The sequence below is a fragment of the Paenibacillus sp. EKM211P genome (genome assembly GCF_011066175.1).
In the GTDB taxonomy this organism is placed as follows: Bacteria; Bacillota; Bacilli; order Paenibacillales; family Paenibacillaceae; genus Paenibacillus; species Paenibacillus polymyxa.
In genome coordinates this window covers 65,525-90,116 of sequence record NZ_JAAMNS010000005.1, presented here as the reverse complement: position 1 = coordinate 90,116, position 24,592 = coordinate 65,525, and the positions used below count along the sequence as shown (strand labels likewise).

Annotated in this window: 23 protein-coding genes; 2 read left to right on the top strand and 21 right to left on the bottom strand. The window is 46.9% G+C overall.

The window, feature by feature from the left end; genetic code table 11:
- Positions 1–74: 74 nt before the first annotated feature.
- The 15 genes from cysW to G9G57_RS10745 all read right to left on the bottom strand — a co-directional run bounded on the left by cysW (position 75) and on the right by G9G57_RS10745 (position 14,035).
- The gene (gene cysW, locus G9G57_RS10815) at positions 75–950 is read right to left on the bottom strand and encodes a sulfate ABC transporter permease subunit CysW (RefSeq protein ID WP_013373166.1); all 876 of its coding nucleotides are present in this window, start codon (positions 948–950) and stop codon (positions 75–77) included.
- Between the two features lie 73 nt (positions 951–1,023).
- Complete coding sequence (cysT, locus tag G9G57_RS10810) at positions 1,024–1,857, bottom strand: sulfate ABC transporter permease subunit CysT (RefSeq protein WP_016820376.1); 834 nt, start codon at positions 1,855–1,857, stop codon at positions 1,024–1,026.
- Positions 1,858–1,936: 79 nt separating this feature from the next.
- On the bottom strand, positions 1,937–3,001 hold the full coding sequence (locus tag G9G57_RS10805; RefSeq protein ID WP_044786287.1) for a sulfate ABC transporter substrate-binding protein: 1,065 nt from the start codon (positions 2,999–3,001) through the stop codon (positions 1,937–1,939).
- Positions 3,002–3,368: 367 nt separating this feature from the next.
- Entirely contained in the window at positions 3,369–4,049 is a 681-nt protein-coding gene (locus G9G57_RS10800; protein ID WP_016820378.1) for a hypothetical protein, read from the bottom strand.
- 116 nt (positions 4,050–4,165) lie between these two features.
- Positions 4,166–4,666, bottom strand: a complete 501-nt coding sequence (locus tag G9G57_RS10795) for a hypothetical protein (protein ID WP_044786288.1) — start codon at positions 4,664–4,666, stop codon at positions 4,166–4,168.
- 60 nt (positions 4,667–4,726) lie between these two features.
- Positions 4,727–5,041 carry a hypothetical protein gene (locus G9G57_RS10790; RefSeq protein ID WP_102997602.1) on the bottom strand — a complete coding sequence of 105 codons (315 nt, stop codon included), beginning with the start codon at positions 5,039–5,041 and terminating at the stop codon, positions 4,727–4,729.
- A gap of 145 nt (positions 5,042–5,186) precedes the next feature.
- A complete protein-coding gene (locus tag G9G57_RS10785) occupies positions 5,187–6,377 on the bottom strand; it encodes an MFS transporter (RefSeq protein ID WP_102997601.1) in 1,191 nt (396 codons plus the stop codon).
- Positions 6,378–6,425: 48 nt separating this feature from the next.
- Positions 6,426–6,998 carry a TetR/AcrR family transcriptional regulator gene (locus G9G57_RS10780; RefSeq protein WP_102997600.1) on the bottom strand — a complete coding sequence of 191 codons (573 nt, stop codon included), beginning with the start codon at positions 6,996–6,998 and terminating at the stop codon, positions 6,426–6,428.
- 201 nt (positions 6,999–7,199) lie between these two features.
- A complete protein-coding gene (locus G9G57_RS10775; RefSeq protein WP_164964930.1) occupies positions 7,200–8,501 on the bottom strand; it encodes a pyrimidine-nucleoside phosphorylase in 1,302 nt (433 codons plus the stop codon).
- 32 nt (positions 8,502–8,533) lie between these two features.
- The gene (deoD, locus tag G9G57_RS10770; RefSeq protein ID WP_013373173.1) at positions 8,534–9,241 is read right to left on the bottom strand and encodes a purine-nucleoside phosphorylase; all 708 of its coding nucleotides are present in this window, start codon (positions 9,239–9,241) and stop codon (positions 8,534–8,536) included.
- Positions 9,242–9,332: 91 nt separating this feature from the next.
- The gene (gene deoB, locus G9G57_RS10765; RefSeq protein ID WP_180361613.1) at positions 9,333–10,517 is read right to left on the bottom strand and encodes a phosphopentomutase; all 1,185 of its coding nucleotides are present in this window, start codon (positions 10,515–10,517) and stop codon (positions 9,333–9,335) included.
- A gap of 29 nt (positions 10,518–10,546) precedes the next feature.
- Positions 10,547–11,725 (bottom strand): NupC/NupG family nucleoside CNT transporter, encoded by a 1,179-nt coding sequence (locus G9G57_RS10760; RefSeq protein ID WP_016820385.1) that lies wholly within the window; start codon positions 11,723–11,725, stop codon positions 10,547–10,549.
- Positions 11,726–11,800: 75 nt separating this feature from the next.
- A complete protein-coding gene (locus tag G9G57_RS10755; RefSeq protein ID WP_016820386.1) occupies positions 11,801–12,196 on the bottom strand; it encodes a cytidine deaminase in 396 nt (131 codons plus the stop codon).
- A 30-nt stretch (positions 12,197–12,226) separates the two neighbouring features.
- A complete protein-coding gene (gene deoC / locus G9G57_RS10750; protein ID WP_044786291.1) occupies positions 12,227–12,889 on the bottom strand; it encodes a deoxyribose-phosphate aldolase in 663 nt (220 codons plus the stop codon).
- A 210-nt stretch (positions 12,890–13,099) separates the two neighbouring features.
- On the bottom strand, positions 13,100–14,035 hold the full coding sequence (locus G9G57_RS10745; RefSeq protein WP_017425578.1) for a sugar-binding transcriptional regulator: 936 nt from the start codon (positions 14,033–14,035) through the stop codon (positions 13,100–13,102).
- Between the two features lie 275 nt (positions 14,036–14,310).
- On the opposite strand from G9G57_RS10745, the gene G9G57_RS10740 reads away from it, so the two are divergent.
- Positions 14,311–14,724, top strand: coding sequence for a chemotaxis protein CheW (locus G9G57_RS10740; RefSeq protein WP_017425579.1), 414 nt, complete (start codon positions 14,311–14,313; stop codon positions 14,722–14,724).
- 56 nt (positions 14,725–14,780) lie between these two features.
- Here the strand turns inward: G9G57_RS10740 and G9G57_RS10735 are convergent, their stop codons facing one another.
- The 6 genes from G9G57_RS10735 to G9G57_RS10710 all read right to left on the bottom strand — a co-directional run bounded on the left by G9G57_RS10735 (position 14,781) and on the right by G9G57_RS10710 (position 23,908).
- Positions 14,781–15,899, bottom strand: coding sequence for a slipin family protein (locus tag G9G57_RS10735; RefSeq protein WP_107734518.1), 1,119 nt, complete (start codon positions 15,897–15,899; stop codon positions 14,781–14,783).
- 805 nt (positions 15,900–16,704) lie between these two features.
- Positions 16,705–17,334: a class I SAM-dependent methyltransferase gene (locus G9G57_RS10730; protein WP_107734516.1), complete on the bottom strand. Its 630-nt coding sequence runs from the start codon at positions 17,332–17,334 to the stop codon at positions 16,705–16,707.
- Between the two features lie 42 nt (positions 17,335–17,376).
- The gene (locus tag G9G57_RS10725; RefSeq protein WP_113051023.1) at positions 17,377–20,301 is read right to left on the bottom strand and encodes a glycosyl hydrolase; all 2,925 of its coding nucleotides are present in this window, start codon (positions 20,299–20,301) and stop codon (positions 17,377–17,379) included.
- Between the two features lie 561 nt (positions 20,302–20,862).
- A complete protein-coding gene (gene ribD / locus G9G57_RS10720) occupies positions 20,863–21,966 on the bottom strand; it encodes a bifunctional diaminohydroxyphosphoribosylaminopyrimidine deaminase/5-amino-6-(5-phosphoribosylamino)uracil reductase RibD (RefSeq protein WP_113051024.1) in 1,104 nt (367 codons plus the stop codon).
- Positions 21,963–22,727 (bottom strand): GTP cyclohydrolase II, encoded by a 765-nt coding sequence (locus G9G57_RS10715; RefSeq protein ID WP_016820395.1) that lies wholly within the window; start codon positions 22,725–22,727, stop codon positions 21,963–21,965. The genes ribD and G9G57_RS10715 overlap by 4 nt, the downstream gene beginning before the upstream one ends.
- A gap of 83 nt (positions 22,728–22,810) precedes the next feature.
- The gene (locus tag G9G57_RS10710) at positions 22,811–23,908 is read right to left on the bottom strand and encodes an FAD-dependent monooxygenase (protein WP_044786299.1); all 1,098 of its coding nucleotides are present in this window, start codon (positions 23,906–23,908) and stop codon (positions 22,811–22,813) included.
- Between the two features lie 256 nt (positions 23,909–24,164).
- Here G9G57_RS10710 and G9G57_RS10705 point away from each other — a divergent pair, with 256 nt between their 5' ends.
- On the top strand, positions 24,165–24,500 hold the full coding sequence (locus tag G9G57_RS10705; RefSeq protein WP_164964929.1) for a winged helix-turn-helix transcriptional regulator: 336 nt from the start codon (positions 24,165–24,167) through the stop codon (positions 24,498–24,500).
- Positions 24,501–24,592: the final 92 nt, after the last annotated feature.

Here is a 24,592-nt window from a genome sequence, read left to right as displayed (position 1 = left end):
CTTCCCATCTTCTCGCCGTTAACAGACGATAGACACAAAGAGAGGCCCTGTTGGATCATATACACAATTATTAATTAATGCACGCGTTTGCGTCCAAACCAGCTTTTAAGCACCAAGGTTGCCAAAGCAAGTAGCAGCAACAACGAGGCCACCGCAAAAGATGCCGAGAACTGATACTCGTTATACAAAATCTCAACATGCAGCGGAAGTGTATTCGTCTCGCCCCGAATATGTCCCGAGACGACGGACACTGCACCAAACTCGCCCATGGCTCTCGCATTACACAGAATAATGCCGTACAGCAAACCCCATTTGATATTCGGCAGCGTCACTTTCCAGAAAATGCGCCAGCCGCGTGCGCCCAGTGTGACCGCCGCTTCCTCCTCCTGCTGCCCCTGATCTTCCATCAGCGGAATAAGCTCGCGCGCAACAAAAGGAAATGTAATGAACAGCGTTGCCAAAATAATGCCTGGCAAAGCAAATATAATTTTAATATCATGCTCGTCCAGCCACGGCCCAAGCCAGCCCTGTGCGCCAAACACTAATACATACATCAGTCCTCCGACGACAGGCGAGATCGCAAAGGGTAAATCAATCAAGGTGACCAGCACACCTTTGCCGCGAAAATGAAATTTTGTGATCAGCCAGGCGGCCGCTACACCAAATACCGTATTCAGCGGAACCGTTATCGCTGCCACCAGCAGCGTCAAGCGCAATGCGGACATGGCATCCGGGTCCCGTAGCGCTTCAACGTATACGCTCCATCCCTGCTTGAGTGCTTCGGTAAGCACGACGATTAGCGGCAATACCAACACCCAGAGCAAAGCTAAAAAAGCAGCACCAATGAGCGTCCACTTGACCCAAGGGGCTTCGGTTGTAACCCTATTGGGCGGTGCGGATGAAGGCACTGGTGCAGAAGCAAGCTCCTGCCCAGTTATCGCTTGTGACATGATGTATCCCTCCTTGAACACGGGGTTAATGCGCAGACCTCTGCTGTCTGCATGCTAACGTTAGACATTTGCGTTAGACTGCACGGCGCCGTGACCAGCGCTGAAAACTGTTAATCACGAATAACAGTACGAACGAAATGACCAACAGCATCAATGCCACCGCCGTAGCCCCTGCGTAGTCATTTTGCTCCAGCTTGGACATAATGAGCAGCGGAGCAATCTCGGTCTTCATCGGCATATTGCCAGAAATGAAGACGACAGATCCGTACTCGCCAATGCCGCGGGCAAAGGCAAGCGCAAAACCCGTCAGCAGCGGGGGTACCAGCTCCGGCACAATAACGCTGCGGAAGGTACGCCATCTGCCCGCTCCCAGCGTAGCAGCCACCTCTTCCTCATCCTTGTCCAGCTCCTCCAGCACCGGCTGAACTGTCCGTACGACGAACGGAATGCCAATAAACATCAACGCGAGCGTAATCCCTGTCTGTGAGTATGCCATTTTCCACCCAAGCGGTTCGAACAGTGAGCCGATCCAGCCGTTCTGTGCATATAGAGCGGTCAACGCAACCCCTGCCACCGCCGTGGGCAATGCAAAGGGCAGATCGATGACCGCATCAAACATTCGTTTCCCTGGAAACTCATAACGCACCAGTACCCAGGCGATCAATAAACCGAGAAACAGATCGATCAGCGCCGCGGCTGCGGCACACAAAAAGCTCACCTTGTAGGAAGCCAGCACTCTGGCATCCGTCGCCACGTCCCAAAATTTCTCCCACGTCAGCCCGGTTGAATTCAGGAGCAGTGCTGATAATGGCACCAGCACCACCAGACTGAGATACAGCACACTATAACCCATCGTTAACCCGAAACCGGGAAGTACGCGTTTTCGGGTGGCTTGCATTTGACTCATGTTCTGTCCATCCCTCTCTGCATCCTTTGACTATGGCACTCGCGTCAACTGATCCTCTCGCCTTTACACTTCACTTATGTTATGAACTACCAGGTACATAAATCTGGTCAAAAATCCCCTTGTCGCTAAAATGCTTTTGCTGTGTCTCTTTCCATGTTCCGAATACATCCTTCAAGGTTACAAGCTCCAGATTAGGAAATTGATCCTTGAACTTTGCCGTCACACTCTCTAATGTGGGGCGATAATAATTTTCGGCAGCAATGGTCTGCCCTTCTTCACTGTACAAATATTTCAGGTACGCGTCCGCCACCTCGCGTGTACCTTTTTTATCTACCACTTTATCGACCACCGCTACCGGAGGTTCAGCCAAAATACTGATCGACGGATATACGATATCGAATTTATCCGCACCTAGCTCCTTCACAGACAGCAGTGCTTCATTTTCCCAAGCGATCAGCACATCGCCAATTCCACGCTCTACGAAAGTCGTCGTCGCTCCACGCGCTCCGCTATCCAATACCGGCACATGCTTATACAGCTCCTGTACAAACTGCTGGGCTTTGGCATCATCGTTATTGTTCTTTTTGAGCGCATAGGCCCAGGCTGCAAGATAGTTCCAGCGGGCTCCGCCCGAGGTTTTAGGGTTCGGTGTAATGACCTGTACATCGCCGCGGACTAGATCATCCCAGTCCTTGATCCCCTTCGGGTTCCCTTTACGTACCAATAACACGATGGTTGAGGTGTATGGGGAACTGTTATGCTCATATTTACTTTGCCATCCTTCTTTAATAAGCCCTTTCTCCTGTAACGCATCAATATCATAGCCCAGGGCCAATGTAACCACGTCTGCATCCAGCCCGTCCTGCACAGAGCGGCTTTGCTTGCCAGATCCCCCGTGGGATTGCTTGATTGTAACCTTCTGTCCTTTCTCCTTCTCCCAATGGGCGGCAAACGCTTTATTATATGCCTCATACAACTCACGGGTCGGATCATAAGAAACATTGAGCAACTCCACGTCCTTGGAGCCGGAAGCAGAGCTACCATCCGCTTGCGTCCCTTCCTTGCTTGCCCCGCAAGCACTTAGCACCATCGTTAAAACCAAAGATAGTCCGAGAATAAGTCCGGTTTTATAATTCCTCTTCATCAAGACACCCCTCATTCTATGTAATTTGTAAATACCCATTCATTTACGCCTGTTATTTACAGACATAATCAAAAAAAAGGGCGGAGAATTCCCTGATGCAGCCCTGATAGGTCAAACCTGTCGCTTGGACAGTGTCTGCCTGCTGTTCCTAGAGGTTCTCCGCCAGAATGGCGAGGTTATACTTTAATACTTTAATTCCTACCTGTTTAATGAGTTATATGGATATAATACGAGAGTTTTATGAGGGATGTCAAACCTTTTTTTGGAATGGGATGATCTATAAATTGCTTTCTTCAAGGGGGGACAGTCAGAAACATGGTATACGTTTCCGACCGCCTAGAGGGCATGGGCACACGTGGAATACGACTTAGTTGGCTACCGTTTCAAGATTAATTGAAAAGACTCCAAAATGCTTCGGATTGTCCGTAGCTCTTCTCAGCCACAGCTCACCCGATCCCACCATAACTCCCTGATAATTAACAAACAACTCATCTGTCTTTTGGTTCACTAGCGCTTCACGAATCGCGTCCGTAAAAATCTGATCATATTTAGCCAGAAAATCTTTTTTGTTCGGAATCGTTAGCGACTTTTCACTATCATTGACACGCAGAGGGTACAAAATAAAATTGGCTACCTTCTCCTTATCATTGTCGGCAACAGCCTTCTGCAAGGCTTTGAATGTGTTCAAAAATGCTTTAGGATCTTGAATACCTGCTACCTCAAAAGGATTTTGAGATGCATTGGAGGCTGCCGGAGCAGAAGATGTATCCTTTGAAGGAGCTGGGACGGAAGGTGACTTTTTCGCATCAGTACCGCTGTTTTCTGCACTCTCGCTCTCTTTAGCTGCTTTGTCATTTTGTGCTGAACTGCTCTGATTGCCTCCAGCACTGTTCTCGATCATGCTTGTACTGCTTCCCGCATCACTCGGTTCAGCATTATTATCCTGACCGCAGCCAGTAAGAGCTACAAATGTAAGTGTAAGTAAAATGGCTGTAAGTGACAGCCTCCGTGACATTTTGTGATTATCGGATTCATGTTTTTTGGGCACAACGGGTCATCCTTTCTGCTTTCTACTCTGACCTATTCTGTTCATTAAGTCTTCAACCGTTCTATTGTAACATAAGTAGACTAATGACCGCATGTCGTGCCCATTCTGGAAGGAGCTTACAGTGTAATATATGCGAAGGTTTTAATGTCTCCTCGTGATCCGTCGTCCGTACTTACTTTCAAAATCAGCTCTTTCAAGGAGCCATTTGCAGCCTCATTCTGCCCCTCTGGCTTGATAAACAGCAGATCGTGGCGTTCTCCCGGCTGTAACGTTCGGCTAGAAAAGCCGCTCGTTGTGCCTTGCAAGTCTGATCCATTCGAACTGTTGAGCTTGTATCGTACGGGTTGCCTTCCTGTATTCTTGATACTGATATACAGCTTGCGCCCCTCTTCAAATCTAAATTCTGTTTGTCCTTGTCCTCCGAATTGCATTCTTTGGTCATGTACGATACGCTTCGCTGCTTCCCCTTGCTTATTCTGCATGCTAAGCGGAGCTGTCTGATGCGTGGCACCCGCCGTTGATGTAGTATAGGTGTTCGTCGGAACGCTCATATTGGCAAAAGCGACATAGCCTACGATCACCCCCGCCACACCCATCCAAACCCATTTTTCCACCATTTCATGTCCCTCCTTCACAAAATATACTGAAGCTATGCTGTATGAAGTCAGTTGTCACCGTCAGGAAAACAGGCTGGACGCCGCATGCTTTAATACTCTTCCAGCCTCAGGCGTGCATTGGTACCGGTAAAAGGTTCCGGCTGTGTAGGCAATGGAATGCTTTCCCCTTATTTCCTCATAGGAGTGCGTGGACAGCAAAAAAGGATTCAATTGCTGTAACAATTTCTCGAACAAAACATCCTTGTCGGCGACTCCATTGTCATCCTCAGTTACCCAGTTATGTACGCCTAGCATAAATGTATCTGCCCGTTCCATAGCATAATCAATCAGTCTTTCATAAGCTGTCCCACGAACATCGCTGTATAATCGGAACATGTCTCTCCTCCTCTGTGCTGTCCTGCACCCTAACAATAAAAAAAGCCAAACTCATATCTATTATGAGTCTGACTGTCATATTTTTCAAACTTGTTCATAGGAATCCATACGGTGGCTCTCTATCTAGATCATCCATATTAGTAGATTACACGTTCAACGTGTTACGGGACTTTTTCTTATCCAGCACACTATACACCACAAAGATAATTAAATAAGCCGCAATCAGCAAAGTGGAAAATAGATACATTGTTTTATAAGAGGTTAATCCGGCAATCATCCCTAGAATCAAAGAACCGCCACCAATCCCCAAATCGAAAAAATTATAAAAGGAGCCTACAGCGTCCTCTCGCTCATCTTCTCCGACTACACTGATAGCCCAAGCCTGTAAAGCTGGAAAAATAGCACCAAAACTCAAACCATACAGCACAGCAGCAACCAAAAATTGTAGCTCGGTCCGTGATGAAGCCACCATAACGATGGCGACGATAAGCACAATTCCTGCGGGGATCAAGATATAAGCTGGACCTTTAGTATCAAAAATCCTACCGGACACCAGCCGAACGAGGAAGCTTGCCATTGCCACCGTAAAGAAGAACCAGGCCGCATTTGTAAAACCCTGCTCCTTGGCAAATAAGGCCACGAAAGACATCACTCCCCCTGCCACCACGCCAATTAGCAGCACAAGACCAGATTGCAGCAGCACTCTTTTTTCAAATAATTTAAAGGGAACCTTCTTTTTGTCCTTTGCTGTATCTGCCGTCGTGGGGTTCGCAGAACGGCGACGAACCAATATGCTCATCACAAGCGACAGCAGCAAAATTATAGCTCCCGTGGAAAATAGCCCGCTAAAACCTGCCGCATGAAGCATCCATATGCCGAGCAGGGGGCCGACTGAAATCGCTATGGTTTCACCTACGCCAAAGTAGCCCATTCCTTCCCCCATACGATGAGGAGGCAAATCATCTGATGCTGAGGTAGCATACAATGTGCTCGCAATACCGAATCCAAAACCATGTACTAGCCGAAAGACTAACAGCAATACCAAACTGGTGGAAAGCATGTAGCTTCCTGTTGCCAGCATACAAATCACAACTCCAATAATCAGTACATATTTCTTGTCCAAAAGCTGGATCAGTGTGCCGGAGAATGGACGAATCAATATAGCTGAGCACATAAACACGCCTGTCACCAAGCCAATCTGTGATGGACTGCCGCCAAGACTTTCCACAAACAGTGGCAACGTGGGCATAAGCATTTCAAATGCCATAAATAATAGAGCGTTGGATATCATCAAAAATATAAAATTTCTGGACCAAAAGGTTTCTTTCACAGACACAGCTCTCTTCCCCCAATACAATCATATTTACTTTAAAGGCTTAGATGATCAGACCTGAACCAAGCCGTGCCAGTAAATATCCCAGGAGCTTTCCAGACGCGGATCAAAACCAGCGGTGCCGTTGTACACCAGTTCTACCAGCATCCCTTCAATCAAATTCATATAGGCTATAGTGGCAGATTGAACTGGAACACGAAGCTTAACCGACGTTTCGGCTGCCAGCCGCTCATATACCAAGCTGGTTTTGTGCTGTACATAGCGTGTAACCAAAGCCTGAACCTGGTTTTCCAGCGCAGATGGAATCAGAAATCCGACATACAGAATCAATCGCAGATTCTCGGCACTCTCATAGCGTTCTTTGAATTCAATAATCAATCCTCGCAGTACAGCTTCAAGTGATTGTTCAGCTTGAGCTTGAAAATAACGATCCAGCTCCAAAATCTCTTGGTCTACCGCGTCCGCAAATATGTCTAAGAACAAATCGTCTTTGCTTTTAAAATGAGCATAAATAGACTGCTTTTTGATTCCTACCTCATCAGCAATCAATTGTAGGGAGGCGGCATCGTATCCCTTTCTCGCAAATTGCTTTAGGCTTGCTGTTTTAATTTTCTGTAGTGTCATGTGTTCCCTCCAATAACCTTACGAACGGTCGTCAGTTTATAAATTTAGTATAGTTCCCTCGCTAGAAATTGACAACCGCTTTTTTAATTCCACCGCTCAGTTGCCTGAGCTAAGAACAAAAAAAGCCGGAAGCCCTCTAATGTAGGGGCTCCGGCTCTATAACTGTTGATCTGCTAACGCCTTATACTATACAGCTACAGCTTACTCTGTCACCGTTCCATAGATCAGCACAGGAGCTTCCGCGTGATCCGCAATACGGATGTTTGCGTAGATTTTCTCCAGCACTTGATCTACGTCTTCACGGTTGGCATGGATAGTAACCAGCGAATCGCCTTTTTGAACTGCATCGCCGACTTTTTTGTTCAGCATCAAGCCGACAGCCAAATCAATCTCGGATTCTTTGGTCGCACGACCTGCTCCCAGCAGCATCGCAGCGGTACCGATTTCGTCTGCCACAATTTCAGCTACCACACCGTCCTGCTTTGCAGGTACTTCAATAAGATACTGCGCTTGTGGCAAGCGTTCTGGATGATCCACTACAGAAGCGTCGCCACCCTGATTTGTAATAAACTCTTTAAATTTCTCCAGTGCTTTGCCGTTACGAATGACCTCTTTGAGCTTCTCTTCAGCGTCTTCGAGAGAGTCTGCTTTCCCGGCCAAAAATACCATCTGACTGCCCAAAGCCATACACAGCTCTTCCAGATCTTTGGGTCCTTCGCCGCGCAGCGTATCGATCGCTTCTTTAACTTCCAGTGAGTTCCCGATAGCCAGTCCCAACGGTTGGCTCATGTCGGAAATAACCGCCATAGTCTTGCGACCCACATTGTTCCCGATGCTTACCATGGCATGTGCCAGTTCTTTGGCATCTTCTACTGTTTTCATGAATGCCCCCGCACCTGTCTTGACATCCAGTACGATGGCATCAGAGTCGGCAGCGATTTTCTTACTCATAATCGAGCTGGCAATCAGCGGAATCGAATTTACCGTTGCTGTAACATCACGCAAAGCATACAATTTTTTATCCGCAGGGGTCAGGTTGCCACTTTGTCCGACGACCGCAATTTTGCTGCGATTCACCAAATCTACGAATTCATCCTTAGTGATCTCCACGTGAAAGCCTGCAATGGCCTCCAGCTTGTCGATCGTTCCGCCCGTGTGCCCAAGGCCGCGACCTGACATTTTCGCTACTGGAATGTCTAAGGCTGCTACAAGCGGAGCCAGTACCAGTGTGGTCGTATCACCCACACCACCAGTGGAGTGCTTATCTACCTTTACACCTTCAATTGCGGACAAATCAATCGTATCTCCTGAATGAACCATTGCCATGGTCAAATCAGCACGTTCCCGTTCGTTCATATCTTTGAAGAAAATAGACATCGCCAATGCACTGACCTGATAATCAGGAATTTCACCCTGAGTATAGCCTTGGATAATAAAGTTAATTTCCTCAGTGCTCAGTTCTTTTCCGTCACGTTTTTTTTCAATCAAGTCTACCATTCTCATATGTCATTTCTCCTCACTGTGCGTATGATCGTTTACAGGGATACTGCTGTATCCAGTGCAACTTCCATCATTTCTTTAAACGTGGTTTGTCGTTCTTCTGCCGTCGTTTCTTCACCTGTCAGCAAATGATCACTTACCGTCAGAATGGTCAGTGCGTTTACACCAAACTTGGCTGCTAGCGTGTATAAAGCCGAAGTCTCCATCTCCACACCCAGCACGCCGTATTCCATCAGCTTTTGTACCACTGATTTGTCATCACGGTAGAAGCTGTCTGAGCTGAATACGTTGCCGACATGCATGTTCAAGCCTTTGGCAACACCGCGATCATAAGCGCCCTTTAAGAGAGGGAAGCTGGCAATCGGTGAGAAATCATAGCCGCCAAAGATATGGCGGTTCATGCCGGAATCTGTACAGGATGCCTGTGCCAAAATGACGTCACGAACGTGCACATGCTCCTTCATTCCGCCGCAAGTACCCACACGGAACAAGTTTTTCACACCATACTCGCTAATCAGCTCGTTGACATAAATACTGATGGAAGGCAACCCCATCCCGGTTCCCTGTACAGACAGACGTTTGCCTTGGTACGTTCCCGTGAATCCGAGCATTCCGCGTACCTCGTTGTAGCAGGTCACGTCCTCTAGATACGTTTCAGCGATAAATTTCGCCCGTAGCGGGTCTCCTGGCAGCAAAATCGTTTCTGCAATTTCTCCAGGTTTGGCTCCAATGTGTACACTCATGTTTTTATTCCTCCGTCCCATTTGTCCATGCTCATATTGTTACTCATATCGTTACTAATCATCCTACCTGCACTCTTGCTAGGGTCCTGGATTACTGAAGCTCTGCCAAAAAGCTAGTTCCGTGTTCAGGCAGTTTTACACCAAAGTTATCCGCTACGGTCGCTCCAATATCCGCAAACGTCTTGCGAACCGCCAGTTCCTTGCCTCCAGCAGCAAAACGAGGGGAATATGCCAGCAAAGGCACATATTCGCGGGTATGATCCGTTCCGCGATATGTTGGGTCATTCCCATGGTCTGCGGTGATGATCAGCAGATCGTCATCATTCATTTTGGCGAATACCTCGGGGAGACGGGCATCGTAATCGTCCAAGGCTTGACCGTACCCCTGCGGATCACGGCGGTGGCCGTATACAGCATCAAAGTCCACCAAATTTAAGAAGCTTAATCCGGTGAATTCCTCGTCCAGCGTAGCCACCAGCTTATCCATGCCGTCCATGTTGGACACTGTGCGCACTGCTTTCGTTACACCCTCGCCGTCATAAATGTCAGAGATTTTACCCAAGGCGATTACATCCAGACCTGCATCCTTCAGCTCGTTCATTGTGGTACGACCAAATGGCTTGAGCGCATAGTCATGTCGATTGGAGGTACGAGAGAAGTTCCCTGCTTCACCTACGAACGGACGGGCAATAATTCGACCCAGCATGTACGGATCTTCCAGCGTGATTTTACGACAGAACTCACAAATCTCATAAAGCTCCTTCAAAGGTACAACTTCCTCATGTGCCGCAATTTGCAACACTGAATCTGCTGAGGTATAGATGATGAGTGCACCTGTTTTGACGTGTTCTTCGCCCAGTTCGTCAATGATTTCCGTGCCACTGGCTGGCTTGTTGCCAATAACTTTACGACCTGTATGCTCCTCAATGCGCTGGATCAGCTCATCTGGAAACCCATCCGGGAATACACGGAAAGGAACTGCAATATTCAACCCCATGATTTCCCAATGACCTGTCATTGTGTCCTTGCCGTTGGAGGCTTCCTGCATTTTGGTGTAATATGCGAGTGGCTTATCGGCCACCGGTACCCCTTCTATGGAACGAATGTTGGACAGACCGAGCTTACCCATATTCGGCATGTTCAGACCGCCGCGTTCGCGCGCAATATGACCGAGTGTATCTACATCATAATCATCAAACTGGGCAGCATCCGGTGCTTCGCCGATACCAACCGAGTCCATAACGACCAAGTGAATCCGTTTAAATTTAGACATCATAAAAATCCTTTCCTGATTCGCTGTTTTTTTTACAAAAACAACCCTGCAATCGTTGCCGACAGCACGCTAACCAGCGTCGCTCCGTACAACAGCTTCAGACCAAAACGGGCCACTACATTTCCCTGTTTTTCATGCAGACCCTTCACAGCCCCAGAAATGATACCGATGGATGAGAAGTTTGCAAAGGATACGAGGAATACCGATACGATTCCGACCGTACGCTCGGACAAGCCTGTTTGCTTGGTCAGATCCAGCATGGCCACAAATTCGTTGGATACGAGCTTGGTAGCCATAATGCTGCCCGCCTGCACTGCCTCATTCCACGGAATCCCCATAACAAAGGCGAACGGTGCAAACACATAGCCAAGCAGCGCCTGAAAGCTGATCCCAAACAACCAGGAGAAAATACCGTTAACCATGGCAATCAGCGCCACAAAACCGATCAGCATCGCAGCTACCGTAATAGCAACCTTGAAACCATCCATAATATACTCCCCGAGCATTTCGAAGAAGGACTGCTTCTCTTCCTCTTGAACCTCCAGTAAATCGTCTTCCTTCTCAATCTTGTACGGATTAATAATGGAAGCGATAATAAAGCCGCCAAACAGGTTCAGCACCAATGCGGTAACCACATATTTGGGGTTCAACATTTGCATGTAGGCTCCCACAATCGACATGGACACCGTAGACATCGCAGATGCACACAATGTATACAGCCGATGTTTTGGCAGCAGACCAATTTGTTTCTTAACGGAAATAAACACCTCGGATTGACCCAAGATAGCCGAAGCTACAGCGTTGTAGGATTCCAGTTTACCCATTCCGTTTACTTTGCTCAAGACAAGCCCGATATATTTAATAATGAAAGGCAGCACTTTTACATATTGTAAAATCCCAATCAGTGCGGATATGAACACGATTGGCAGCAGTACACCGATAAAGAACGGTGCTGCTCCTTCATTCGCAATTCCGCCAAAAACAAAGTTAATCCCTTCCATAGCATAACCAATCAGACTATTAAAACCTTTTGCAAAACCTTTGACTAGAATTTCACCAATCTCTGTATTCAGCAGTACGAAAGCAAGCGCTGCTTGCAGAACAACCATAACTATCAGCGGACGATACCTGATTTTACGTTTGTCACTGCTGGCAACGTAAGTAAGTGCAAATACAACGAGCAATCCCACCAAAGCGATTACATATTTCATTTCAATTCCTCCTCATTACATTAAGCGCTTACATTGCCCATAAAAAGAATGCGCCCCAAAGAGGCATTCTTTTTTTTATTTCCCCAGATCCGCAGGTCGAAAGGCACCCGGCAGTAATTGATCCACCGTCCACTCTTCCGTATTGCCATGAAGGTTTGTCAGATAAATTTTGGTATCTTGATGAGCAAATTCGGAAATGACCTGACGACAGGCCCCACATGGAGACACAGGTCCTTCCGTATCAGCTGCTACCGCAATCGAATCAATTTTTCGGCAGCCTTCGGATACCATTTTGAAAATCGCTGTCCGCTCTGCACAATTACATAAGCCGTAGGAGGCATTTTCCACATTGCATCCGTGATAAATCGTGCCATCGCTCCCAAGAACCGCAGCACCCACTTGAAAATTCGAATACGGAACATATGCCTGATTACGCGCCTCAAGCGCTTTCTGAATCAATTGATCCTTCATCGCGAATCCCTCCATGACTTTAAAATAAACTTAGTAGGAAGATGTTGATTGCTCGCCCTCGATGATTTTCACACCGGAACTTGCACCGATCCGACTTGCGCCAGCTTCTACTAATTTTTGCACGTCCTCCAGGCTGCGTACGCCGCCAGAAGCTTTAACACCAATATCAGGTCCTACTGTTTTGCGCATCAACGCTACGTCTTCCACAGTAGCTCCACCTGTAGAGAAACCCGTCGAAGTTTTCACAAAATTTGCTCCGGCTTTGACGGACAGCTCACACGCCAGTACCTTCTCTTCGTCTGTCAGCAGGCAGGTTTCGATAATTACTTTTACCAGTGTACCCGCAGCCGCTTCCACAACCGCACGGATATCCTGCTCAACGAGCTGTACATCACGCGTCTTCAAAGCGCCTATGTTAATTACCATATCAATTTCAGTTGCACCGTTAGCAATAGCATCTTTGGTTTCGAACGCTTTCGTTGCCGATGTATTGGCTCCCAGTGGAAATCCGATAACCGTACAAATAGCCACGCCTGTGCCTGCGAGCTGTTCGGCTGCATAAGCTACCCACGCCGGATTCACACATACGGAAGCAAACTGGTATTTTTTTGCCTCAGCAGTCAGTTTTGTAATTTCATCCTTCGTCGCATCTGCACGCAACAATGTATGGTCGATTAATGCTGCAATGTTCATATCTAAAGGCTCCTTCATTTAATAAATAGTGTGAAGAAAATGAATCGATTATTTCTCTGTGATGAGATCATCATAGCACGACTCTGAACATATGTAAAACACATTTTGAAATTATGTTCACGCTTGTACACAGGCCGTTCACCTACAATTCATGTTACCCTGTAGGCACACTCCGTAACCATGTTTAATTGGAATTGAGACCCACAGGTTCTATTGCAAAAGTGCTTGTGCTGTAAACTGATCCGTCACCAAGATATTCGCATACTTGCCGCGCAGTGATGCCCGAATGGCCTCTACTTTGCGCTGGCCTCCAGCTACAAGGATGGACTTCTCCTTCTTTCGCAGCTCAGGTAAATCAATTCCAACGGTACGGCTGTTGATTTCCTGACTGCATATGTTGCCCTCATCGTCAAAAAAGCGTGAACAAATATCGCCCTTGCCGATTTTTTGCAGCAGCTTCTGCTCTTCATGGTTAAAATAGCCTAATCGGAACAGCAGCGCATCCTCCTTGACCGTCCCCACCGTAAACACCGCAATGTTCGCCTGCTTGCCAAGTTCAATGATACGCTGGATATGCCGATCCTCCTCGACCATTTTCTTAACAGCTTGACTGTCGAAAATCACAGGCAGCGGCAAATACCGAGCGATGGTGTTAAAGGCTTCTGCGAACAAATTTACGGTTTCCACGGCATAAGTGTTGACATGTGAATGGCTTACGCCTCCTTTGAGCTGAACCACCTCAACTCCCTTGACCTGCTTTTGTTGGAGATGAAGCGCCACCGCATGCATGGTTGTTCCCCATGTCACTCCAATAATATCAGCATCCTGTACCGTTTCATGCAAATAGTCGGCTGCTTTTTTGCTAATATGCTTCTTGATCTCCTGATATTCATTTAATGGCGAATAACAGACCAGCACGGTATCCAGCCCGTATTTCTTCTTCACCTGCTCTCCGAGCGCGTCCATATCCTCCATGGGGTCCACAATACTGATCCGCACGTATCCCTGTTCCTTGGCAGCCTGAAGTAACCGCGATACCGTAGGCCGTGAAACTCCGAGTCTGACCGCGATATCCTGCTGGCTATAGTCGTTCAGATAGTATAATCTGGCTGCCTCGATACTTAACCGCTGCTTTTCATGATCCATTCTACCTCAACCCGCTTATCTTAAAATGTAGTGCATCGGACACGACCTCAGCTCCAAACATTATATATGAAGGGAAATTCGAAGCCACGCCTTGTCCGGTTGGTTGTTATTTTGGAAGATTTAACTGCTCGTTTGTGATATTCTGTGATTAACTAAAACCATTTTACCGCATCCTCCACTTTATCGTTCCGTCTGTTAAAACGCAATAGTTAACCCAATTTATCGCTAGTTCACAACTTGTGATGGACTTATCTGAATATGTAAGGAGAATTGCTATGTCTGAATATATTGTGTGCAGTCTGGCGGACAAGAAGTTCGCGTTAAACTTTCTGGAAGTCGAAGAAGTCATGAATGCCAAAAAAGGGACACCGCTCCCCTTTTCCGAGGCGTGGCATGAAGGAATGGTGACCATTCGTGGCGATGTATTTACAATCCTTAACCTACGCAAGAAACTGTTTCTCCCCGCATCAAGCGACTCCTCCGAGGACAAAATGATTTTGCTCAGTCGTGCGAAGATTGCCCTGCTTGTCGATCAGGTGGAGGATACGGCATCTGCTGAAGACAGTCAGCTACAAAGCAATGAGGAAGAATGGCAACGCGAATTGTTTCCTACTGTGATGGAGCATCGGGGTACTCTCATTCCGGTGATCGATATGGACGCTTTTCTCGCATCCACCAAGACGAATTAAAAAAATACTCCCGAACCTTGAGCCAGCTTGCACTCATCGTTCGGGAGTATTTTCCGTTATTGGAGTCCCTGCCCCTCTTTCATATGAACCAACGTGTTTAGCTGCTCCAGCAGCGTATTTCCGCCAGTCAGCGATATCGTACCAATCTTCTCGCAGATTTTTTCCATGAATTCCAGCTCTTTGAGACGATAGAGGGTGGAGTTTTCGTCCATCAGCTTGGCCGTATTGAGCAAACTACGAGTGGATGCCGTCTCTTCACGTCGTGTGATGAGGTTGGCTTGTGCCTTCTTCTCTGCCAATAGCACCGTATTCAGAATATCCTTGATATCCCCCGGCAAAATAATATCCTTCACCCCTGCGGATGTAAAAGTAACCCCATATTCACCGCCCTGCTCATTCAGTCGTGTCAAGACAAATTCCGCGATCTCCTGCTTCATTTTCAGCAAATCATCCAGCTTCATTGTGCCCACGTATTCACGCAGCAGCAGTTGAAGCATAATGTATATTTGTTCCTCGTATGCTCTGAATTCCAACGCCCGTAGCGGCTCAATGATCCGGTACTGACAGACGAAGTTAAGACGCAGCGTGATTTTGTCTTCAGTCATGATTTCCTGCCCCATCAGGTCCATCTGCTGCTGTCGCATATCTAATGTTTTGATCTCTGTATTCACCGTGGACAACCAGAAATAATATTTGCCCGGTTTCAGTTCACCTTGCAGCACATTATCGTAATACAAAAACCCCAATTCATGACTAGCCACCTGAAGGGCTTTCCAGAAGCCCGGTGTCTTGGACAAGAATGCTTGCCCCAAAGCCTTATCAATGGCAGGCTGCCGGGTATCTGCACGAACAAAACGATGCTCCTTGAGCATGTTCCAAAATGCATATTTCCCGGCTGTCAGCAGCTCTACAAACCGATTATCCTCATAATGCAGCACATATTCATGATCCTCTACATCGATGACAGTCAATTGCTCCAGCAATAGAGGATCTGTCAAAAACAAACGAATATCATGATCTGGTACAAAAAATGATTCGGCTACATTCAAAATTTCAACGGCTTCCTGCTGAAATGTCTTCAATAGGTAGGTACCTGGGAGCAACAACTTGTGGTAGCTTCCTTTTTTGAACAACAGTCCGCGCTCATCGGCTTTAATCGTTATCTTCTTAAACATCGTATCACTCCTAGTATTTAAAATCCTCAACTTAAAAATGTACATTTTCCGCGTGTAGCGGCTCCACGTTCCATTTGATCTTCCGATCGCTGTTGCCCCTGAATTTTTGGATTTGATGAACCCCTTATAGGGTTAAAATTCAGGGACAAAGGCGAACGCTTCGCTTCTCCAGATTCAAACGGACCGCTTCACTTATTCGCACGTTGAGTCAAAACACATTTTTAAAATGAGGATTTTTTATTTTTATCTGTTGTAGTGGGTTAGTGACCCTTGCAGAGCATCCCTCCGTGTGAAAGGCGGGGCCAAGCTTAAGGAAAAAGAAAGGAGCCGCCTGTTCCCGTGTTTCGGGGATGGAATTCACCAGCCCAACATCGACTGTGAATCTGTATTCCCGTAGCCTCGGGTCCTGTCGGCGCTTGCTCTCTCCGGTATCCGCTGACCGCATAGCCATCGCTCCGGCATCTGTCATCAAGACCAGACATGGGATGCTCTTATCGGGGTCTTTTCATTGTTTTATTCGTCCATTCGAATACTCTACCAAAAGTCGCTTGGAAGGCGATTGGGAATCGAACCCTAATTGTTGGTGGATACATCAGATTTACAGGATACCTGATCCGATTAGGGCAGGCACTGCGGGACCTTTGGAAATCCTCGCCTCGGTAATATCTTCCTGTATCAGCCTTTATCATTATTGCGCACCCTTGCACTCACGAACATGGCGAAAGTATTACGACCCCATAAAAAACAAAAAAAGACACGGAGGAAGCATATGTGCTTCCCTCGTGTCGTTCTCTCTCCATTCACCTTACAGCTCTTTGTGACATTTGACCATGATAAATTTGAATGGAGGTTTGCTTTCCATATTTTTATGTGGCTCAACAATTTCCGAAATTTCCGTTAATCCATATTTTCCGAATTCTTGTTCTATCGAGTCAGCATCATAAAAAAACATGTTTACCCCTTCCATGATCTCGAAATAGTCTTTACCTAGCTGCTTTCCCTTTCCAAACATCGGAGCTTCCTTTGAAATAGTCGTAAAAACCATATATCCATTTGGCTTTAACTGATGATAGCAATCCTTAATAAACTTTTCTCTCTCTTGCTTATTCAATAAGTGAATAAGCGCATAACAAAATATGCCGTCATAAAGCTTGTTATCAAAAGGCATATCCATTACGGAGCCATGAAAAATACTAATATTGAGCCCTTTTTGTCTTGCCAAATCAATCGCTGTTTTTGAAATCTCAATACCTGTAACATGTATTCCGTTGTCCATAAAAACCTTGGCATTTCTACCATATCCAATACCAGGTATCAATATATTCTTAACGTTCTTTTCAATGAAAAAGTCCTTGGTCAGAATTGCTGAGTCTGAAGGTTCAAAGCCCCACATCATTTGATTTTCTATAAAGCTTGATTCCCAAAATTCTGTCATACTTTTATCTCCTCTATAATTATCATATCCATAATTTAGAATTTATTCAGGAGCAAGCCCGGGCTGGAACGTGTCCAACGCCTCGATCGCGGAAATTTCGGAAACCCCTGTCGTTGTAGAGGCCGTCTGGTGGGTATAGCTGAATGAAGGCGTCTCATATTGCAATCCCGCCTTTTCATAGGTGAACCAATAGCTGACGACCTTTCCGATGGTGAGGTCTTTAACCCGCTGCTCCCAAACACCGGCGTTGTTGGTCATCCGGTAGTTGAGCTGTTGCCCGCCTGCTAAAGTATAATGCACGTCAACATAGGCTGAGGCTGTTTTGGGGGTAAATTGAAGCAGTGCTTCACGATCGCTGACAAAGCGGGCCCGTACGGTGTAATCTTCCGTTTCTCCGCCACCCTCATTGCCGCCAGATGCTGCATCCGTAGTTACCGATACAGCACGACTTGCCGCAGACAGGTTACCGGCTGCATCACGAGCCTTGACGGTAAAGCTATAAGCGGTCGCTGCATTCAGTCCTGTAATTGAAGCGGAAGTGCCGTTTATCTCTGCCGCCTGAGTCCCGTCCTTATACACAATATACTCCGTAACGCCAACATTGTCTGTGGCTGCCTCCCACTCCAGAGTGACCGCCGAAGCCGTTTTGGTCGTAGCTCGCACATTTACCGGGCTTGATGGAGCTTCTGTATCAGGTTGCGGATTGCCGCCGCCGTTTCCATTTCCGGTATTAAAGCTGTTCGGCTGCACGGTAATGCTGTGTCCATCTGAGAAGGTTACTGTTTTGACCTGGTCTGTAAAGTTGTAGGCCACATAGGTTTTTACACCGTTCTTATGAAATACGGCAGAAATAGGTGAATTGGCGGTGACGCTGCGGTCGATGTTGCCAACAGCATCCAAATTATAAATCCAGTGGTAGGCATTCGCCTTGGAATTCCCAGCTTCCGGTGTCATCAACGCTACGCGTGCACTGAATTTGGCCTTGGCGTCGGACGGGTCCGAAATTGCTCTGTACATATACACGATATCTTCCCACGGGCTGAAATTCCCCCCGCTTTTTTGCAGCAGATTGCTAAAATTTTTAGCCGCATATTCCGGATATTGTGTCAGATACAAGGAAGCAGAAGTAATCGGCAGCCAGTTGATGCCATGCACCTCTGCGGGGTTATTGGTCCACCATGTAGCATTCCCGACCGTTTTACCACCCCAGATCATACTTGCCGTCGCACTTTGCATCCCTGAAGGGGTGTTTGTACCTTGTACATCAAACCAGTATTCGTTAATCGCATTCATTTCCGTTGTATATAGATAGATACCCAGATCACGAGTTTGCGTATTTCCCGTCGCCTCGCCCCATAAAATCAGACCGGCCCAAGCATTCATCGCTTCCGAGGAGGATTCATTGTTGTTGCCGTCGCCAAATTTGGCATGACCGGAAGCCCAGGTGTGACCGGCATAGGGATCAAAATTACGTAAATACGGAAATTTAGAATCAGACCTGTCTGTATTGGCAATGTCGCGAATGAGCAACTGCACCATCTGCCCCCATTGTGAATTGGATGCCCAGCTCTTGTCCACCCGTGCAATTTCGGCCGCAGCCTTAATAAAGTATCCATAATGGAAATGATGGTCGTTTAATTCTACCGCGCTGCCAAAGCTGTCGGGATAACCGATTAATGTCCCCCAATTGCTATTGTACACAAATAGGTTTGAGCTTTTCAGGTTTCCTGAGCTGTCGCTAGCCTTAAACCAGTCCTGTAGCCGACTTTTAATCTCATTGCGGAACTGGGTCGCTGCTGCAGTATTGCCCACCTGGTCGGCAATTGGCGCCAAGGCTGCTAGCTTGCCCAAACGTTTTCCAGTCCAGTATGTGTCACCATCGCCAGAATAGACTTCCGCTTTCGCTTCGTCTATATAACTATTCAGCTTATTTTTATCATAAGACCCCAAATCGGGCAAAGAAGGGAGCACGCCTGTAAACTTCATCTTCGTTTGAAAAGAAGCCCCTTCCGCTGTTTTCATCAGACCACGTACAGAATTGTACGTATAGCCCAGCAGGGACTGTGATGAGTTTTTCCACTGATGTGGATATAAGGCAAAAATAGTACCCGCTTGTGTACCTTGCTTCGCGGTTGTTGTAACGGTAAAGTTGGTTGTTACTTCGGAAGAAGCTTCGTTGTAGCTGTACTGTGCTTTGGAGTTTGTAACAAAAGAATAGGCATATTGCTGAAATTTGTCCAAGGTCGCCGTTGTATTGTCAGGCAAAGCCGCCACTGTAAAATAGTTTTTCCCGTTCAATTGATTGATCAGAGTACTCGTTCCGAGACCGGACCAGGTGCTGCCGGAAGGACCAAACAGACCATAGTGTGAGCCATTGATCGTAATGCCAAGCACAGGGGAGGTAGCTGAGCCAGACCAGACCTTGGGTACCTCATTGAACGAGAGCTTGGGATTACCACCGCCAAACTCGAAAAAAACATAGGGGGAGCCATGCCCATAGGTAGCACTCATTTTGTTGCTGCCGCTTTGAAATAAGGATTTGACAAACCAGTCACTGAAGCCATCCACTTTGGCATTCGGAAATGAAGCGCTTTCAGAATGTCCGATGGTAAAATCATTCACATCATCCATCCAGCCTGCAATGTATCCCAGATTCACCGTAATTTTTCCGCTTGGGTTAAAGATGCGTAAACCATTTTGCTGATTTTTCAAGGCAAGCGGATGTGGATATTGAGCCTCGGAGTGGGGCACCCAGGCCAGGCTGCTCCACCAGTCGTTGGTAGGCATTGGGCTAGTTACATTCGCTGTCTTGTAAATTTCGTTTTGCGGTGTAGCTGCTCCGGCAGGTAGTGTGGTTGAATAGGAGCCTGTGCCTTGTGTGACCTCACTCGAAAAGGCTTTAGTAGAAACCGGTGCAGCTAAACATATCAGACTGGCACTTAACAAGCATAATATCATTTTTTTCACAACCAACATCCTCCTTTGAATTCTCTTATCCCTTTCCCTGCAAGGCTTTTCCCTTTTCTTCCAAGCTGAATTCAACTTCATTGTGCTTGATCTCTATTTCCAGGTCAATCCTTATATTTCTAAAATCTAACTAAACGAGGCGAAAGTCTCTAAAAATACACAAGAAACCAGGACGAAAAACCCAAAAATCATGTCATTTTGTATTAAGTTATTATGTCATTTTGATTTCACCCCATAAGACGTTCACCTTATGAGTTATTCACCCCATTAACCATTCACCCTACTAACCGTTTAGTATATAAAAAAAAGAATCCTCCAGGCCTTTTTAGCCCTTCAGATCCTCTGTTCTTTTGAATTTATAAGTTTTTGAATCAATGAGTTTGAGCTTTTAAGTGTTTAGTTTCTCCTGCCCTTCCCATGCTCCACACCATTTCGAAAAATGAGTGACTTTGCGGTGGGATTCTTACCTTTAAATATCTTATACAATCCGAAGAATCCCACTGCAACAGCGATCGGAAGATCAACCCCTTCGCGGAGCGTCCTTCTCTGCCCAAAAACAACTCACTCATTTTTTTTTTCAAAATACCCTTCTATTTTCCAGTCCACGCCAACCTGTGTTACGCTCAAATCCTGCAAGGCCACCGCACCGCTCATCGCAGACACGCCCTCTCCCCCGAGAAAGCCCGGGGCTGCGCGCCCTCCAACCAGCTTCGGCGCCATATACAGCACCAGCTTGTCTGCCAGTCCTTGCTGCACGAACGAAGCGTTCACCTCGGCCCCACCTTCCACGAATACGGACGAGACCTCCGCCGCTCCCAAAATATCCAGCATTTGTGGAAGGTTGACCCGATCACTGTATTCATCCTGTGTCGGATATACCTTTACACCAAGCTGTTCCAGCTGGCTTCGCTTGCCTTCATCATAAGCCCGCCCTGTGAATATCCAGGTTGGCGCCTCTCCATCTGTAATGACACGAGCATCCAATGGAATACGAAGCTTACTATCCACAATGATACGAATCGGATTCCGTCCTTCTGGTAGACGAGTCGTAAGCTGAGGATTATCATGGATCACGGTCTGTACACCGACCAGGATGCCTACATGCTCGTGACGAAGACGATGCACATCCTCCCGTGCAGCCTCAGATGTGATCCACTTGCTTTCAGAGGTTCGAGTTGCAATTTTACCGTCCAGCGTTACTGCCGATTTGATTGTAATAAAAGGTCGCTTGCTCACGATATATTGATTGAACACTTCATTCATGCGGATCGATTCCTGCTCACATACGCCGACAATGACCTCAATGCCCGCATCTTTCAAAATCTGTACCCCTCTGCCTGAAACCAGCGGGTTCGGGTCCAGTGCTGCAATGACCACCCGACGAATGCCTGCCTTCACAATCGCTTCCGCGCATGGGCCTGTCCGGCCGTGATGAGAACACGGCTCCAGCGTTACGTAGATCGTCGCTCCCTGAGCGTGTTCCCCCGCCATACGCAAGGCATGAATCTCGGCATGTGGCTCACCAGGCTTCAAATGAGCGCCGATCCCAACGATACGGCCATTGTTAACAATGACTGATCCGACGAGCGGATTCGGTTCTGTTTGCCCTTTGGTACTTCTGGCATTTTCCAGTGCCAGGCGCATATATTTTTCGTGAGTGTTCATAGAACCTCCCTGAGATCGGAATCCCGCAAATGGCCGGATCGTTCTACTTTTGTATTCAAGTACCGTTCATTATATTGTGACACATCGCCCCAGAGCGGCATACGTCCCGCCACATTCATACCCGACTTCTTCAAGGCATCCAGCTTTTTAGGGTTATTTGTAATCAGAGTTACTGGTTTTTGTCTCAGGTGTTGAAGCACACTAATGGCATCCGCATAATTGCGTGTATCATCTTCAAAACCCAACTGATGGTTGGCTTCGACGGTATCCATGCCTTCTTCTTGCAGAATATAAGCCATGGCTTTACTAAACAAACCGATTCCGCGACCTTCATGATTTGCCAGATAGAACAATGCACCTGTTCCATGTTCCACAATCATTTTCATCGACTGGTGGAGTTGAAATCCGCAATCACAACGCTTGCTACCAAAAATATCTCCAGTATGACAAATACTATGCATGCGAACTAATGCATTTTCGGACTGTTGGAGATCCCCGTACACCAGTACACTTGATTGTTGTCCCTCCGCCAAGTTCAGTGTGGACAATCGCTTCACAATCGTCTCAGCATTGGCATTCAGTAAGTTCTGGCGATCTTCCTCGTCCCGTACAGGTAGCCAGCAATACCATTGAAAAACAACCGTTTCCCCTTCCAAATTAACTGGCAGCTTGATCGGTCCTACCAAAATTGTCGAGGATTGCTCTCCACGAACAGTTTGGATTTTATCGTTAAGTAGCGTAGCTACATCTTTAATGTTCATCTCTCTGCACCATCCTTTATATAAACTCTATATATGAAATGCCTCGCATTTCTCAGGCTAATCGTTGTTGTCGGGGTTTTATATCATTTAACTATGTGTAAGAAATGTTCATGAAACGTGGACTCCATGATCAGTTGACGCTCCTGAAGCTCGGTGACAGCCTGCCGTCGTCCATCTTCGAAAGCCTTCAGGTCTTCTGCCGTATATACCTGCTGGCGTAAACGAAGAAGCTCACTGGCCAGCACATCGGCATCCTTCAAAGCAGCGTTCAAACCAAAAGCTCCCGTAGGTGTCATGGTATGCGCCGCATCTCCAATCAGGACCAGTCCATTCTGTGCCCATGTGTCACTACGGCTGCTGAAAATATCCAACGGTACGAAGTCCTTCCATGAACGAATGTGATCATGCACACTATGCTCTAAATCTGGAAAAGCCTCCGTAAACAGCTGTATAAATGGTTCAAAAGATTGCTTAAACAGGGTGGAAAAGCTCCCCTCCTCCACATTCCAGCCAATTTGGATATAACCCTCAGCCTGCGAGAATAAAGCCAACTGACCTCCGTTGACCAGAGCCAGACGAGTGACGGGCTCCCACCCGGCAGGTGCCGTGATTTTGGCCCATAGCAGATCATAATCGTGGCGAATTTTCGTCACAGGCATCTGCGCCAGCTTGCGCACAGTCGAATAGCGTCCGTCTGCCCCCACAATCAAAGAACTATGAATTGTAATCTCATGACCGTTCTTATCGCGGGCGGTCAAGCCCGTGTACCCCTGCTCGCTGTCACCCTCCAACGCAGTCACAGTTGTACCTGCCAGGTAACGGAAAGACTCGTAGGTGGACGCCTGCTTGAGCAGAGCTTCCAAAAATCGAGGTTGTGGAATATGCACCCCTACATTACGATGGATTGAAGCTGGCTCAACCGTCTTGACCTGCTGCTGATGCTGCCAATATTCGATTCTTGTGGAGGCGAGAATATGATCCTCATGAATTTGTTCGAGCAGTTTATGTTTGCGGATCACTTCCTGACCCTCATCGTTTAAAATTTCACCGCGGAAAGCCTTTCCGGGCACGCTCTGCCGCTCAACCAATATCGTTGAAACACCCTGCTCCGCCAGTAGACAGGATAACAAAGTCCCTGCGGGTCCCCCTCCAACTACGCACACTTCACATTCTAGCTTCATCCGACTTCCCCCTGCACCCAAACCATAACCTCAACGATTCGTCCGTATCTGTTCTTTTTATTACATCATTAATCATATCAAATTAAGTTCAAATTTTAAGCATTTACATCTTAAACTCCGTATCAAAGCTAACAAGTTACTTTATGTAACAAAGTATATTTATATCATTCGATTTCGTCAAGTAATAAATTTATGTAAAGTAAAATCATTTACTTTTAACAGTGAATCGTTAATAATAGGAGCATGAGGTGATCACATGAATATTCCGCAGATGTGCCCACGGTTTGAAAAGGCTATGGAGCTACTGAGCAAGCGTTGGACGGTGTTGATCGTATTTCAACTAACGAATGGTCCGCAACGTTTCGTCGCTATTGAGAATTCAATTTCTAACTTAAGTGGAAAGGTCCTTTCGGACCGTTTGAAAGAGCTGGAGGAAGAAGGAATCATTCAACGTATGGTTTATCCTGAAAAGCCTGTGCGGATTGAATACTCCCTTACGGATAAGGGACGCGATTTAGCTCCTTTATTTGACCATATTGGTACTTGGGCTACACGCTGGATTGAGGTTTTACCAGCACTTGAACAGCAATGATCCATATGGGCTACAGCTATTTTTCCTAGACTAACATGATCCACACACACAGACTGCTAACATGCCAAAGAACGCCTTCGCTCTAGGTACAA